This is a genomic window from Pseudomonas sp. 2995-3 (genome assembly GCF_002742565.1).
In the GTDB taxonomy this organism is placed as follows: domain Bacteria; phylum Pseudomonadota; class Gammaproteobacteria; order Pseudomonadales; family Pseudomonadaceae; genus Aquipseudomonas; species Aquipseudomonas edaphica.
Genome location: NZ_LJSB01000176.1, coordinates 255,305 through 269,823, shown reverse-complemented (window position 1 = coordinate 269,823; position 14,519 = coordinate 255,305). Strand labels below are relative to the sequence as shown.

14 protein-coding genes are annotated in these 14,519 nt (G+C 60.3%); 5 read left to right on the top strand and 9 right to left on the bottom strand.

Going from position 1 to position 14,519, the window contains the following annotated elements:
- Positions 1-39 precede the first annotated feature (39 nt).
- Entirely contained in the window at positions 40-3,510 is a 3,471-nt protein-coding gene (locus AOA62_RS13240; RefSeq protein ID WP_017134907.1) for a PAS domain-containing hybrid sensor histidine kinase/response regulator, read from the top strand.
- A 35-nt stretch (positions 3,511-3,545) separates the two neighbouring features.
- Here the strand turns inward: AOA62_RS13240 and rmuC are convergent, their stop codons facing one another.
- Positions 3,546-4,910 (bottom strand): DNA recombination protein RmuC, encoded by a 1,365-nt coding sequence (gene rmuC, locus AOA62_RS13235; protein ID WP_163005473.1) that lies wholly within the window; start codon positions 4,908-4,910, stop codon positions 3,546-3,548.
- Positions 4,911-5,085: 175 nt separating this feature from the next.
- Positions 5,086-5,409 carry a hypothetical protein gene (locus AOA62_RS13230; RefSeq protein WP_099548863.1) on the bottom strand — a complete coding sequence of 108 codons (324 nt, stop codon included), beginning with the start codon at positions 5,407-5,409 and terminating at the stop codon, positions 5,086-5,088.
- 473 nt (positions 5,410-5,882) lie between these two features.
- Between AOA62_RS13230 and AOA62_RS13225 the strand changes: the two genes are divergently transcribed.
- From AOA62_RS13225 to AOA62_RS13205, 4 genes are all read left to right on the top strand, one after another.
- Positions 5,883-6,188: a hypothetical protein gene (locus tag AOA62_RS13225; RefSeq protein ID WP_099548862.1), complete on the top strand. Its 306-nt coding sequence runs from the start codon at positions 5,883-5,885 to the stop codon at positions 6,186-6,188.
- Between the two features lie 440 nt (positions 6,189-6,628).
- Positions 6,629-6,853: a hypothetical protein gene (locus AOA62_RS13215; RefSeq protein WP_005790139.1), complete on the top strand. Its 225-nt coding sequence runs from the start codon at positions 6,629-6,631 to the stop codon at positions 6,851-6,853.
- Between the two features lie 276 nt (positions 6,854-7,129).
- Complete coding sequence (locus AOA62_RS13210) at positions 7,130-7,612, top strand: hypothetical protein (protein ID WP_017134903.1); 483 nt, start codon at positions 7,130-7,132, stop codon at positions 7,610-7,612.
- Between the two features lie 146 nt (positions 7,613-7,758).
- A complete protein-coding gene (locus tag AOA62_RS13205; RefSeq protein ID WP_017134902.1) occupies positions 7,759-9,033 on the top strand; it encodes an OmpP1/FadL family transporter in 1,275 nt (424 codons plus the stop codon).
- Positions 9,034-9,121: 88 nt separating this feature from the next.
- Here the strand turns inward: AOA62_RS13205 and AOA62_RS13200 are convergent, their stop codons facing one another.
- The 7 genes from AOA62_RS13200 to cobU all read right to left on the bottom strand — a co-directional run bounded on the left by AOA62_RS13200 (position 9,122) and on the right by cobU (position 14,407).
- Positions 9,122-9,670: a glutathione peroxidase gene (locus AOA62_RS13200; protein WP_017134901.1), complete on the bottom strand. Its 549-nt coding sequence runs from the start codon at positions 9,668-9,670 to the stop codon at positions 9,122-9,124.
- 149 nt (positions 9,671-9,819) lie between these two features.
- Complete coding sequence (locus tag AOA62_RS13195) at positions 9,820-11,019, bottom strand: MFS transporter (RefSeq protein WP_178075639.1); 1,200 nt, start codon at positions 11,017-11,019, stop codon at positions 9,820-9,822.
- A 64-nt stretch (positions 11,020-11,083) separates the two neighbouring features.
- Positions 11,084-11,488, bottom strand: a complete 405-nt coding sequence (locus AOA62_RS13190) for a MarR family winged helix-turn-helix transcriptional regulator (protein ID WP_017134898.1) — start codon at positions 11,486-11,488, stop codon at positions 11,084-11,086.
- 42 nt (positions 11,489-11,530) lie between these two features.
- Positions 11,531-12,259 (bottom strand): adenosylcobinamide-GDP ribazoletransferase, encoded by a 729-nt coding sequence (locus tag AOA62_RS13185; RefSeq protein WP_017134897.1) that lies wholly within the window; start codon positions 12,257-12,259, stop codon positions 11,531-11,533.
- 2 nt (positions 12,260-12,261) lie between these two features.
- Complete coding sequence (gene cobC / locus AOA62_RS13180) at positions 12,262-12,837, bottom strand: alpha-ribazole phosphatase family protein (RefSeq protein ID WP_017134896.1); 576 nt, start codon at positions 12,835-12,837, stop codon at positions 12,262-12,264.
- Positions 12,834-13,889 carry a nicotinate-nucleotide--dimethylbenzimidazole phosphoribosyltransferase gene (gene cobT, locus AOA62_RS13175; protein WP_017134895.1) on the bottom strand — a complete coding sequence of 352 codons (1,056 nt, stop codon included), beginning with the start codon at positions 13,887-13,889 and terminating at the stop codon, positions 12,834-12,836. Before cobT ends, cobC begins: the two co-directional genes overlap by 4 nt.
- Complete coding sequence (gene cobU / locus AOA62_RS13170; RefSeq protein WP_099548861.1) at positions 13,886-14,407, bottom strand: bifunctional adenosylcobinamide kinase/adenosylcobinamide-phosphate guanylyltransferase; 522 nt, start codon at positions 14,405-14,407, stop codon at positions 13,886-13,888. The genes cobT and cobU overlap by 4 nt, the downstream gene beginning before the upstream one ends.
- Positions 14,408-14,519 lie beyond the last annotated feature (112 nt).

Genomic DNA, 14,519 nt, shown 5'->3' with positions numbered 1-14,519 from the left:
GGCTCGGAATGCCCGGGTGTTCTTATGCTCGGAGTTACCATGACGCTGTCCAGCGGGCTGATCGCCGCCGTTGCCCTGGCCTATATGGCCATTATGTTTGCCATCGCCTTTTACGGTGATCGCCGCCACGCGCCGCTACCGCCACGAATACGTGCCTGGGTATACAGCCTGTCGCTGGCCGTTTACTGCACCAGTTGGACCTTCTTCGGCGCCGTAGGCCAGGCCGCCGAGCAGCTGTGGGCGTTTTTACCGATCTACCTGGGACCTGTCCTGCTGCTGGTGCTGGCACCTTGGGTGTTGCAGAAGATGATTCTGATCAGCAAACAGGAAAACATCACCTCCATTGCCGACTTTATCGCCGCACGCTACGGCAAATCCCAATCGTTGGCGGTGGTGGTGGCGCTGATCTGCCTGGTCGGCGTGCTGCCCTATATCGCTCTGCAACTCAAAGGCATCGTGCTGGGCGTGAACCTGTTGATCGGTTCCGGCCCCGACACCACCGGCACCCGCGCCCAGGACACCGCGTTGATCGTGTCGCTGGTATTGGCGCTGTTCACCATTGTGTTCGGTACCCGCAACCTCGATGCCACCGAACACCACCGTGGCATGGTGCTGGCGATCGCGTTTGAATCCCTGGTCAAGCTGTTCGCCTTTCTGGCGGTAGGCGCATTCGTGACCTTCGGCCTATACGATGGTTTTGGCGATCTGTTCAGCCAGGCCATGCTCGCCCCGCGCCTTGAGGAATACTGGACAGAAACCATTAACTGGCCATCGATGGTGGTGCAGACCGGCGTAGCGATGATGGCGATTATCTGCCTGCCCCGGCAGTTTCACGTCACCGTGGTAGAGAACATCGACCCGCAGGATTTACGCCTGGCCAAGTGGGTGTTCCCGGCGTACCTGATCCTCGCCGCGCTGTTCGTCATCCCTATCGCCCTCGGCGGCAAAATGCTCTTGCCCGCCTCGGTATTGCCGGACTCCTACGTGATCAGCCTGCCCATGGCCGAAGCGCACCCGGCCCTTGCCGTGCTGGCGTTTATCGGCGGCGCCTCGGCGGCCACCGGCATGGTGATTGTGGCGAGCATTGCCTTGTCGACCATGGTCTCCAACGACATGTTGCTGCCGTGGCTGTTGCGCCGCTCCAGCGCAGAGCGGCCGTTCGAAGTGTTCCGCCACTGGATGCTGTCGGTGCGCCGCGTCAGCATTGTGATCATCCTGTTGCTGGCCTACGTGAGTTACCGCCTGCTCGGCTCCAGCGCGAGCCTGGCAACCATCGGCCAGATCGCGTTCGCCGCCGTTACCCAACTGGCGCCAGCGATGCTTGGCGCGTTGTATTGGAAGCAGGCCAACCGACGAGGCGTATTTGCCGGCTTGGCGGCTGGCACTTTCTTGTGGTTCTACACCTTGGTCCTGCCGGTGACGGCGAAAAGCCTGGGGTGGTCGTTGAGCCTTTTCCCCGGCCTGACGTGGATGCATTCGCACCCCTTTGGTTTCACCGTCACCTCGTTGACCCTGGGTACTGTGTTTTCTCTTGCGGGCAATTTCACGCTGTTTGTGTGGGTCTCGATGCTGTCGCGCACACGGGTATCCGAGCATTGGCAGGCCGGGCGCTTTATCGGCCAGGAAATCAGCCAGCGCGCCAATGCGCGCTCGATGCTGTCGGTGCAAATCAGCGACCTGCTCAGCCTCGCGGCACGTTTTGTCGGCAAGGAACGCGCCGAGCAGAGCTTTATCCGATTTGCCTATCGCCAAGGCAAAGGTTTCAACCCCAACCAGAATGCCGATAACGACTGGATCGCCCACACCGAACGCCTGCTGGCCGGCGTGCTCGGCGCCTCTTCGACACGCGCAGTGGTAAAAGCCGCGATTGAAGGCCGGGAGATGCAGCTGGAGGACGTAGTACGCATCGCCGACGAAGCCTCCGAGGTGTTGCAATTCAACCGCGCATTACTGCAAGGCGCGATCGAAAACATCACCCAAGGCATCAGTGTGGTCGACCAGTCCCTCAAGCTGGTGGCCTGGAACCGCCGCTACCTGGAGCTGTTCAACTACCCTGAAGGCCTGATCAGCGTGGGCCGGCCGATTGCCGACATTATTCGCTACAACGCCGAGCGCGGCCTGTGTGGGCCGGGTGAGGCCCAGGTGCACGTAGCGCGCCGCCTGCATTGGATGCGCCAAGGCCGCGCGCACACCTCCGAACGTTTATTCCCGAATGGCCGCGTGATTGAGCTGATCGGCAACCCGATGCCCGGCGGTGGGTTTGTCATGAGTTTTACCGACATCACTGCGTTCCGGGAGGCCGAGCAGGCGCTGACCGAGGCCAACGAAGGCCTTGAGCAACGGGTGACCGAGCGTACCCATGAGCTTTCCCAGCTCAATGTCGCTTTGACCGACGCCAAGGGCGTGGCCGAATCCGCCAGCCAGTCGAAGACCCGCTTCCTTGCGGCTGTCAGCCACGACCTGATGCAACCCTTGAACGCTGCACGCCTGTTCTCCGCAGCCCTTTCCCACCAGCACGACGGCCTGTCTGCCGACGCGCGGCAATTGGTGCAACATTTGGACAGCTCGCTGCGCTCGGCCGAAGACTTGATCAGCGACTTGTTGGATATTTCACGCCTGGAAAACGGCAAGATCAACCCGCAGCGGCAGCCCTTTGTGCTCAACGAGCTGTTCGACACCCTCGGCGCCGAATTCAAGGCGCTGGCTCAGGAGCAGAACCTGCGCTTCCGCCTGCGCGGCAGCCGGTTGCGGATAGACAGTGACATCAAGTTGCTCAGGCGGATTCTGCAGAATTTTCTCACCAACGCGTTCCGCTATGCCGACGGCCCCGTGCTTTTGGGCGTGCGCAGGCGCAAGGACGAATTGTGCCTGGAAGTGTGGGACCGTGGCCCTGGCATCCCGCTGGATAAACAGAAGGTCATCTTTGAAGAGTTCAAGCGCCTGGACAGCCACCAGACCCGCGCCGAGAAGGGTCTGGGCCTGGGTTTGGCAATCGCTGACGGCCTGTGCCGCGTGCTCGGGCATACGTTGAGCGTGCGCTCGTGGCCGGGCAAAGGCAGCGTGTTCAGCGTGCGCGTGCCGCTGGCGCGTAACCAGGCCAGCCCGCAGGCCAAGATCGCGCCAGACAATGGACTGCCATTAAGCGGCGCGCAGGTGCTGTGTGTGGATAACGAGGAAAGCATCCTGATCGGCATGCGCAGCCTGCTGACGCGCTGGGGCTGCGAAGTGTGGACGGCCACCGACCAGGCGCAGTGCGCGGCACTGCTGGCCGAGGGCGTGCGCCCGCAACTGGCGTTGGTGGATTACCACCTGGACCACGGCGAGACGGGCACGGAGCTGATGGGCTGGCTGCGGGCGCAGTTGGCAGAACCGATTCCCGGGGTGGTGATCAGTGCCGATGGGCGACCGGAGATGGTGGCCGAGGTGCATGCGGCAGGGTTGGATTACTTGGCCAAGCCGGTGAAGCCGGCGGCGTTGCGGGCGCTGTTGAGTCGGCATTTGCCGCTTTAAACAGAGTGTACTCGGCCCCACATTATGGATTGCATTTACTCAGGCAGATGCGCCACACCGTCTGAATCGGTCATCGCCCGTTCAAGCAAATCCGCTGGCAGACTTTTACTCGCACGCGCACCCAGCAACCGCAATTGCTCGGTACGGCTGACCAGATTCCCACGCCCATCTGTCAGCTTGTTACGCGCCGCGCTGTAAGCCTTATCCAACTGTTGTAGACGGTTGCCCACTTCATCCAGGTCCTGGATGAACAGCACGAATTTGTCGTACAGCCAGCCGGCCCGTTCGGCAATTTCCCGCGCATTCTGGCTTTGGCGCTCCTGCTTCCACAGGCTGTCGATCACTCGCAGGGTAGCCAGCAAGGTCGTGGGGCTGACAATCACGATATGGCGGTCAAACGCCTCCTGAAACAGGTTCGGCTCGGCCTGCAGGGCGGCGGAAAATGCGGCCTCGATGGGCACGAACAGCAACACGAAATCCAGGCTGTGCAGCCCTTCCAGACGCTTGTAATCCTTGCCGGCCAAGCCTTTAACGTGGTTACGCAGGGACAGCACATGCTGCTTGAGGGCCGCCTGGCCAATCACCTCATCATCTGCCGCGACGTATTGCTGATAGGCCGTGAGGCTGACCTTGGAGTCGACCACCACCTGCTTGTCGCCCGGCAACATGATCAGCACGTCCGGCTGGAAGCGCTCGCCGTCCGGCCCTTTGAGGCTCACCTGGGTCTGGTACTCGCGGCCCTTCTCCAGCCCGGCATGTTCCAGTACCCGTTCAAGAATCAGCTCGCCCCAGTTGCCCTGAGTCTTCTGGCCCTTGAGGGCACGGGTCAGGTTGGTGGCTTCGTCTGACAGGCGCAGGTTCAATTGCTGCAGACGCTCAAGCTCTTTAGCCAGGGAAAAACGCTCGCGGGCTTCGTTCTGATAGCTTTCTTCCACACGCTTTTCGAAGGACTGGATGCGTTCCTTCAGTGGGTCAAGCAACTGGCCCAGGCGTTCCTGGCTGGTTTCGGCGAAACGCTGCTCACGCTCATCGAAGATCTTCCCGGCCAGCTCGGCAAACTGCGCGCGCAACTCATCGCGCGAGCCTTGCAGGTCGGCGAGGCGTTGTTGATGACTGTCCTGTTGTTCACGCAATTCGGCGCGCAAGGCAGCTGACAGCGCATCGAGGCGGCGCAGCTCGGTTTCCTTGGCGCTGCGGTCGAGGTTCCAGGCATGGGCGGCATCGCGGGCGTTATCGCGGTCGATTTGCAGCAGTTCGACTTCGCGGCGCATGGCGGCCAGGTCGGCCTGTTTCGCGGCATTGGCTTGGCTGAGGTCGCTGATTTCATCGCGGCTGGCGTCCAGTTGCGCGGCCAGCCCTTCCTGGGCCAGTTGCGCGGTTGCCAGGCGCTCTTCGAGCAGCTCCCAACCGGTCATGCGCGCGGTCAGTCGACGTTGAATCTGCCAGCACAGGGCCAATAAAGGCACTGCTGCACCCGCCAGACCCAAGGCAATACTGGTCCAGTCAAAAACCATAGCCATTTCTGCCATCACCGAAAAGGAGCAAGGTTAACCAAGCATGGGGCTTGAGGACAGCTCAGTCTTCGACCTGCCCCAACTCGCGCAGGGCGCGGCGGTCGCCAGCGCGAGCCGCCAGGCGCAGCAGGTCGTGGCCAATGCGGCGGTCGCGGGCGTTGCCGCACTCGCGGCACATCAACTGGCCCAGCCGACTTTGAGCGGCGACCACGCCATCGCGGGCCGGCTGCTTGAGCAAGCGCCCGGCGAAGTGCTTGATGTTGGCGTTATGCCCCAGCCGCGGGCTGTCGAGCAGCCACAAGGCAACCTTCAACGAAAATCGCTTGGGTGTGGTAACAGTTTGAGGGGTATCGGTAACAGAGGGTGATACTGAGCGAAACTTCATAAAGCACTGTGGGACAGATTGGAAGGCGCGCCACTCTACTCTTTTTTTCGCGCAGGTAAAGCTGGATAAATCCTACACGCCCGTTCTAGAGCAAGCGCTCGGGACAATCCACAGAAGCTGTGGATAACTCAGTGGACAACCCACCTTTAACCCGCTCAAAGCCCCATGAAACGGGGGCCGCAGTCAAACTGACGATTTTTTCACCAATAAAAAAAAGCGATGTTTTTCATTGACTTAAATTTTCGTTGCAGGCAAACGACGGCACTTGCGGGCAGTTGACAGAGTGGTTACACACCGCGCAACGAATGTGCACAAGTACCCATCCACTGGTTATATCGCCGACACTTTTTGCTTCAATCTGTCCGAAAATGTTACCGCCACAGAGCAACCAGCCTGCAAAACAGAGCACTTTTCAAAACCGCCCGCGCTCGCCACACTGCTGCACCAACGATGTCACTCTCCTGTAGGCGCAGATGAAAGGAATCCTGTTGTTCGCCGTGTTGCTGCTCGCCATCTGCGCGACATCATTGGGAATCAATGCAGCTTTGCCCTCGCCTGACGGGGCGTTGTTTGCCATCGCCATCCTGTTATCAGCGGCCTTTACTGCGGTAAGCCTGTGCATCGAGCTGGGTGAAGGCCGGATCAATGACATGCGCGACGTGATGAAGGTGATCGAAACCGGCCGCTCCTGGCGCCTGACCCTCGCGGCCTACGTGCTGGGCTGCTCGCTGGCGGCCGCCGTAACAGTGCTGGTCTATCGTGGTTTTCTAGGCAGCTGATAAAAGTTTTTTGCTCAGCCGCTTCCCTTCCCGGTTTCGATCCGTTACTATCCGCGGCGTTAGTACCAAGCTGAAAGTCAATTCTGGTCGAACAACTCCCCTGAACAACACGGGACCGACCACCTCGATGGTTTCCAGGTATCACTTGCGACGACACTGCCTTTGAACATGCAAAGGGTGCCGCGAAGTCTCAATACTCTGACCGAACCAACCTGCAAATTGATCAGGATCTTCACCCCGGGCCCAGAACCTTTGCCCCTGTTGTGCTGCCTGCCCTCCTAAGTACCTACCTGCCAGCCCAAGCGCGCCAACTTAATAGCGCTTCAAACTGGCTGCTTTGTTCCAGTCGGTTCTTCGTTTGATCAATGGTGATCAACGTTACTGGAACGTTTTAACGCTGCACGGTTCTTATCCGTGTCATTTGTAGGAACACCAATAATATGAACGCTCAAATCCACACTCAGGATGCCATTCGCACCCTCACCAACGCTTTTGCACCAATGAACTGCCTGATCATGGCCGCTCGCAAAGGCTGCTTCAGCTTCACCCTGGTCAACGAACACGGCATCGCTCGTCACAGCGAACGCCTGTACCCCGATCAATACTCCAGCGCAGAGCCGCTGCAGGCCGTGATCGAGCGTACCCGTCAGGCACTGACTGCCTGATCGACCCGAGTCGCTGAAACACAAAAACCCTGTTTAAAAAGCAGGGTTTTTTATTGCCTGAAATTCGGCATTGAAACATTTTCGCTAAGTTCAAATAGATATAAACGTTATAACTAAATGAAGAAGATGTTTTAAAAACAGTCCTTTACATCGTAAATATGACACTACACTTCAACTCAAGCGGCTTGATCCGCTTGCGACGGGCCTGAGATCCGATTCACAGCTGCCAAGCCCCCTCTCAGGCACCGTCGACCACTTTCATGGACCGAGGCTTGTATGGGTATCGCCGCCAGCGAATTGTGTCGTTATGTGATCCGGCCGACGTTGATTTACCTCGGCCGCCATAATGCGACAGCCGAAGCCCTGCTGCTGGGCATTGCTGCCAGCCAGTCGGAACTCGGCTCGGCCCTGCACGACCGTCGTGGCCACGGCCTGTACAGCATCACCGAACCGCGCCACCGCGCCCTTTGGGACCATTACCTGGCGCGCGACCCCGAGCGCGCCAGCCTGGTACGCGGCCTGGCCAGTCAGCACGCATTCCTCAGTGCGCCCCAGCTTGAGTTAACCGTCAATCTGCGTTACGCCACCGCCATCGCCTGGCTGCTGGTGGAGCAGCACAGCCCTGCCCTGCCGCAGCCGGGCGATGTACTGGCAATGGCACGTATCTGGAAAGAAATTTTTCACCCACAAGGTCGGCTGCGGGACTTCACCCAAGCCTGGCAGACCTGTGTTTCACCCATGAATCAGGTCACTTGTTGACCAGGCGTTTTGCAAGATTCGGCTAAAAACCCCGATTTTGGTCGGATTGTCCTACAAAACCGCTCTATCTCCTGCATTACAGCCTATAGCGCTAACCTAAATTTATTGTTACTTTCCGCAGCGGTGATCACCACGGAGTTCTAATAATGAAAAAAGTAATGCTCAAGACCACACTTAGCCTCGCCGTTGCCATGGCCTCCACCCAACTGTTCGCGAGCGGCTTTGCCCTCAACGAGCAAAGCATCAGTGGGATGGGTACAGGTTTCGCCGGGCGCTCTTCATCTGCCGATGATGCAAGCACTGTCGCTGGCAACCCTGCCGGCATGTCACGCCTCAAGCGCGATCAAATCACTGCCGGTGTCGCAGCTATCGACGCCAAGACCGATATCAAAAACACCAGCGGTGGCCCACCCGGCAGCAGCAACGACGGTGACATGGTTCCTTTTACCAAAGTCCCGATGTTGTTTGCCGTGAAAAAAGCGACCGATGACCTGGCGTTCGGCCTGGGCGTGTATGCGCCGTTCGGCCTGATCACCAACTACGAAGACAGCTTCGGCGGCCGTTACTACGGCAAGAAGAGTGACGTTAAAGTCGTCACCCTCCAGCCGACTGTCAGCTACGCCTTCAACGAATACGTGTCCGTGGGTATCGGCCCGACGTTCAACAAGATCAGCGGTAACCTGACCTCGTCGACGCCGCTGGCGCAAACCTTCGGCCGCAATGATGGCCTGGTGGACATCAAGGGCGATGACACCGCATGGGGCTACAAAGTCGGTATCCTGGTGACGCCATGGGCGAGCACCAACATCGGCCTGACGTACACCTCCAAGGTTTCCTACAACCTGTCGGGTCACACCGATATTTCCGGCCGTGGTTTTGGTCCGTTCAACGGCGGGCGTTTTGACGCCAAGTTGAACATCACCACCCCAGAATCCTACGACATGTCCATCACCCACAAGCTGGATGACCAATGGACGTTGTATGCGGGTACCACATGGACCCGTTGGAGCCGCCTGAAAGAAATCACCGTCAACAACTCGGGCGTTTCGCCTGCACTGGGTGGCGCGGCTGGCCCGATCGGTCGCATCAACGAGCCACAGAACTGGCATGACACCTGGGCCTCGGCCATCGGTGCTTCGTTCCAGGTCAACAAACAGTGGGTACTGCGCACCGGTTTCTCGGTTGACCAATCGCCTACCAACAACACCGACCGTTCGGTGCGTATCCCGACTGGCGACCGTAAGGCTGTCAGCTTTGGTGCCGGCTTCAGCCCTACTGAAGACTGGACGATCGACGCTGCCGTCTCCTACCTGTGGGAAGAAGAAGTCAACGTCAACCGTACCGGCAAGGGCAACGCCTACAACGCCGAGTACAAAAACAGCGCTTGGGGTTACGGCCTGGGTGCGACTTACAAGTTCTGATTCACTGCGAGCCTGACCGGCTCGCCAGCTGAATCTAAAAAAGCCCCGCTCTCCTGCACAGGAGGCGGGGCTTTTTAATCGCCGACGATCAGGGTTTGGAAGCCAAGGCTTCTTCCACTGCCTTGATCAAGTCCGGGCTGTCCGGCTTGGTCAAACTGGAGAAGTTGGCAATTACCTTGCCTTGGCGGTCGACCACGTACTTGTAGAAATTCCATTTCGGCGCGCTGGTCTGCTGCGCCAGCACCTTGAACAGGTGTACCGCATCCGGTCCTTTGACTTTTTGCGGTTCGGTCATGGTGAAGGTCACGCCGTAATTCACGTAACAGACCTTGGCGGTCTCTTCACCGGTCTTGGCTTCCTGCTTGAAGTCATCGGACGGCACGCCAATCACTTCCAGCCCCTGGCCCTTGTAGCGCTGGTACAAGGCTTCGAGGCCTTTGAACTGTGGCGCGAACCCGCAGAAGCTGGCGGTGTTGACGATAACCAGGGGTTTGCCGGCAAAGCGCTGGCACAAATCGATGGATTCCTTGGCGCGCAGCTTGGGCAATTGGCCCTCAAGCAACGGTGGGCAATCAGCGGCCATGGCAACACTGCCAATGGCCATCAGGACGGGTACTGCAAGCCAGCGCATCTGCATGTCGTGAGTCCTTAACATTTCCAGACCACGAACTTAACAGATCGACATACCCAGTTGCATCAATGCCAGCCCACCACGCTGCCAGCCCCACCAGGCCAGCAGCATCAGCACGACCAGCGCCGCTACTGTCAAACACCGTGCCGTCACACTCATGCCGCCTCCATCTGCGCCTGCAAGCGCGCCACCGGCCGCTCGCGCACCGGCCAGTTCAGCGCGGCGGCGAGCACGCTCAGCAGAATCGCCACCTGCCAGATCAAATCGTAGTTGCCGGTTCGATCATAGACCACCCCGCCCAACCAGCCGCCGAGGAACGACCCGATTTGGTGGAACAGGAACACGATCCCACCGAGCATCGAGAGGTTTCGCACACCAAACAAGGTTGCGACGGTGCCATTAGTCAGCGGCACCGTAGACAGCCACAAAAAGCCCATGGCCATGCCAAACAGGTAGGCCGTGATTTCGGTGACCGGCGCCCACAGGAACAACACAATGACGACCGCACGCAGCAGGTACAGGCCGGTAAGCAAGCGCGGCTTGGACATGCGCCCGCCGAGCCAGCCGGCGGTGTAGGTGCCGAATACATTAAACAGACCGATCAAGGCCAGCACCGTGGTGCCCACCGTGGCCGGCAAATGCTGGTCGACCAGATACGCCGGCAGGTGCACGCCGATAAACACCACCTGGAAACCGCACACAAAAAAGCCGAATGCCAGCAACCAGAAGCCGGAATGGGAACAGGCTTCCTTCAAGGCTTCACGCAAGGTTTGCTGGCCAGTCACCACCGGCAGCGGCTTGTCCTTGAGCATCGCCACCAGCGGCAGAATCAGCGCCACCATCAGCCCCAGCGCCAACAAGGCGGCCGACCAGCCCAGCCAGCCGATCAAGCCCAATGTGCCGGGCACCATGGCGAACTGACCAAAAGAGCCTGCGGCGCTGGCGATGCCCATGGCCATGCTGCGTTTTTCCGGCGGTACGGCGCGGCCCACCACGCCGAGAATCACCGAAAACGAGGTGCCCGACAGGCCGATACCAATCAGCAAGCCGGCACTTAGTGACAATGACCACGCCGAATCGGACATGCCCATCAACACCAGGCCCACGGCGTACAGTACGCCGCCGACGAACACCGTTTTGGTCGCGCCGAAACGGTCGGCCAGGGCGCCGGTAAACGGCTGCGCCAAGCCCCAGATCAGGTTCTGCAGGGCAATCGCGAAGGCAAACGTCTCACGCCCCCAGCCAAATTCGTTGCTCATCGGCGCCAGGAACAGGCCGAAACCGTGCCGCACGCCCAAGGACAACGCCAGGATCAGCGCACTCCCCACAAGGATCCAACCACTGGTGCGCCACATCGAGGTCATGTTCTTATTCTCCGCTCGCGGGTATATACCCGCTTGTAATCGAACAAACCCGCGCTCAGGCGAGTTCATCCAGCAAGGCCAGCAAGGTTTCGCGCTTTTCGGCGCCTAACTGATCAATCAATTTTTGCTGCGCCGCTTCCCACGCCGGCAACGCCGCAGCCAGCCGTTCTTCGCCGGCTTGCGTCAACAGCACCAGGCGGTTGCGCAAGTCATCACCCTCGACCAACTGCACCAGGCCTTCGCCTTCCAGCACCCGCAAGTTGCGCCCCAAGGTGCTGCGATCCAGGCCCATGGCGTCGGCCAGGCTGGAAATGCTCGGTTGGTCGAGACGCTGCAAGTTGCACAGCAAAGAATACTGGGCGACGTTGATCCCGAAGCCGTCGAGAGCGCCGTCGTAATGCCTGCTGACGCCACGGGCGGCACGTCGCAGGTTGGTGCATAAACATTGGGAGGCAAGCATGGAACGTGTATATACCCGCGATTAAGGAAATGCAAGAAAGTGTTACAGAGCCAAACCGATCAACACCGCGACTTCCAGCAACTCCAGGAGTGCGCCAGCTGTGTCGCCGGTGGTGCCACCCAGCCGGTTGACCATCAATTGGCGCAGGCCGATAAAACACAGCGCCGCCAGCAGAACAGCCATGCCGCCGCTGAAACCGCCGATCAGAATGCAGGCCAGGCCACTGAGGATCAGCACCTGTTGGCCGACAACCCGCGGTAAATGGTCCGACAGCGCCTGACCCAAACCGCCTGCACGCACATAGCGCGTGGTAAGGAACAGCGCCAGCATCGACGCCCGCCCGATCAACGGCGCCAGGATCAATGCCGCGTCATTACGTTGCTCGATCAACGCCACCAGCGCGGTGAACTTGAGCAACAGCACCAAGCCCAGGGTAACCACCGCAATCGGCCCGCTGCGTGGGTCTTTCATGATGGTCAGGGTGCGCTCGCGGTCGCCGAAACCACCGAGCCAGGCATCGGCGCTGTCCGCCAGGCCGTCCAGGTGCAAACCACCGCTAAGCAACACCCACGCGGTCAGCAATAAGGCGGCATGCAGCAACAACGGCGCGCCCGCCAATACGCTGTTCAGCGCCCATAACAGCACGCCGAACAACAGCCCGACCACGGGATAAAACAGCAGCGAACGCCCCAGCTCTTGAGGCTGCGGCATGCCCGGCAAACGAATCGGCAGGCTGCTGAGAAATTGCAGGGCAATCCAGAACGGCAGCATCGTCAGGTTCCTTCTTTCAACACACCATCGGCAGCCACGTGCAGGCTGAACAGCCCACCATGGCCGACCTCGACATTCAACAACTGCTCGCGCGGCAAACCTCGCGCTCGCGCCAATAGCAGACGCATCACGCCACCGTGGCTGATCAGCAACACGCGCTCACCAGCATAAGCCTGGTGCAAGCGCGAGACGGCGCTGAGGACACGGTGTGAAAAGTCGCTGACCGGCTCACCCTCAGGGGGGGTGAAGCTGTAGGGATCGGCCCAGAACAGCCCCAACCCTTCAGCGTCGGTTTCCATCAGCGCCGCTGCGCTATGCCCTTCCCACGCGCCGAAGTGCAGCTCCTGCAGGTCTTTTTCCAGATTCACCGGCACACTCAGGCGTGCGCCCAACTCTTGGGCGAATAGCGCGCAACGCTGCAACGGCGAACTGATCACGCGATTCCACGGCCCCTGCTCCGCTACGGCGGCGCGCATCTGCGCCCAGCCCTTGTCGGTGAGCGCGTCGTCGAGGCTGCCGCGCAGGCCGCCGCCCAGCTCGGTTTCGCCGTGGCGCAACAGGTCCAGGTGCAAGGTCATGCCGGGCGGTCTGCCACGGCCGCTTCGGCGAATGTCGCCATTTGCCCGTGGAGCGCACACGCAAGGCGCAGCAACGGCACCGCCAGCGCCGCACCACTGCCCTCGCCCAGGCGCAGGCCGAGCTGCAGCAAGGGTTCGGCGTTGAGGCTTTGCAGTACGTGACGATGGCCCGGCTCGGCGCCACCATGGCCGAATACCAGCCATTCTCGACACGCCGGGTTCAGGCGCGTGGCGACCAGTGCGGCGACGGTGCAGATAAACCCGTCCACCAGCACGACGATGCCTTCTTGTGCGCAGGCCAGATAGGCACCGACCAGCGCGGCGATTTCAAACCCGCCGAGGTTGAACAGGGTGTGCAATGCGTCATCGCGCTGTCCGGCATGCAGCGCCAGTGCGCGCTCGATAACTGCCACTTTGTGGCTGACGCCCTGGGCGTTCAAACCGGTGCCCGGGCCTGTGAGGTCGCTGACCTTGCAATCGAGCAGCGCACAGGCCAAGGCGCTGGCGGCGGTGGTATTACCGATGCCCATTTCACCGCCGATAAACAGCTGGGCGCCACCGGCCAAAGCGCGCCGAGCGCTATCGCGACCGGCTTGTAGCGCCAGGCAGCCCTGAGCTTCAGTCATGGCCGGGCCGTTGACGAAATTCGCCGTGCCCGCGCCGATGTTCAGGTGACGCACTCCGGGCAGGTTCAGCGAGGGCGTCACCGTACCGAGGTCGACCACTTCCAGCTGCGCATCCAGCTGACGTGCCAACACACTGATGGCTGCGCCGCCAGTGACGAAGTTGTGCAACATTTGCCCGGTCACTTCCTGGGGAAACGCCGACACGCCTTCTGCGACGACGCCATGGTCACCGGCAAAAATGGCGATCCACACCTGGTCCACCAACGGTTTGACCTGGCCTTGCAGGCCGGCCAGTTGCACCGCTACAGCTTCGAGCTGGCCGAGCGAACCGGCCGGTTTAGTCAGCTGTTGTTGGCGCGCCAGCGCTTGTTCGTACGCTGAGGCGTCGACAGCCTTACAAGGGTTGAGCCACCAGGTGTCAGTCATAACGCAGTACCTTTCAAAGTCAGGGGCAGGCCGGCAACCGTCAGGACAACACGCTGACACCGCTCGGCCAAGGCTTGATGCAGCCAACCGGCTTCATCCACATAGCGGCGAGTCAATTCGCCCAGCGGCACGACACCCATTCCGGTCTCGTTGCTGACAAAAATGATTTCACCCGGCAGTGCAGCCAGGGTTTGCAGCAATTGATCGCGCTCCAGCGCCAGGCGCGCCGGGTCTTCGAGCATCAGCAGGTTGGTGAGCCACAGGGTCAGGCAGTCCACCAGCAGGCAGCGATCGGCAGCGGCGTTTTCGCGCAGTACGCGGGCCAGCTCGATGGGTTCTTCAATCAGGCCCCAATGATCGGGACGCCGCGCACGGTGATGCGCGACGCGCGCGCTCATCTCGCCATCCAACGGCTGGCTGGTGGCGATGTAGATGACGGGCAAGGTGCTGTCGCTGGCAAGTTTTTCGGCCAGGCGGCTTTTGCCGGAGCGGGCACCGCCGAGGATTAATTGATGCATGGGGTGGCACCTTGTTCGGCGGGTGGAGAGGTTGAGGTGTGCCGCGGCAAGTGGGGTGAGTCAGGTAGGCATGCAGTGGCTGAGCCATGGCCATCGCAGGCAAGCCAGCTCC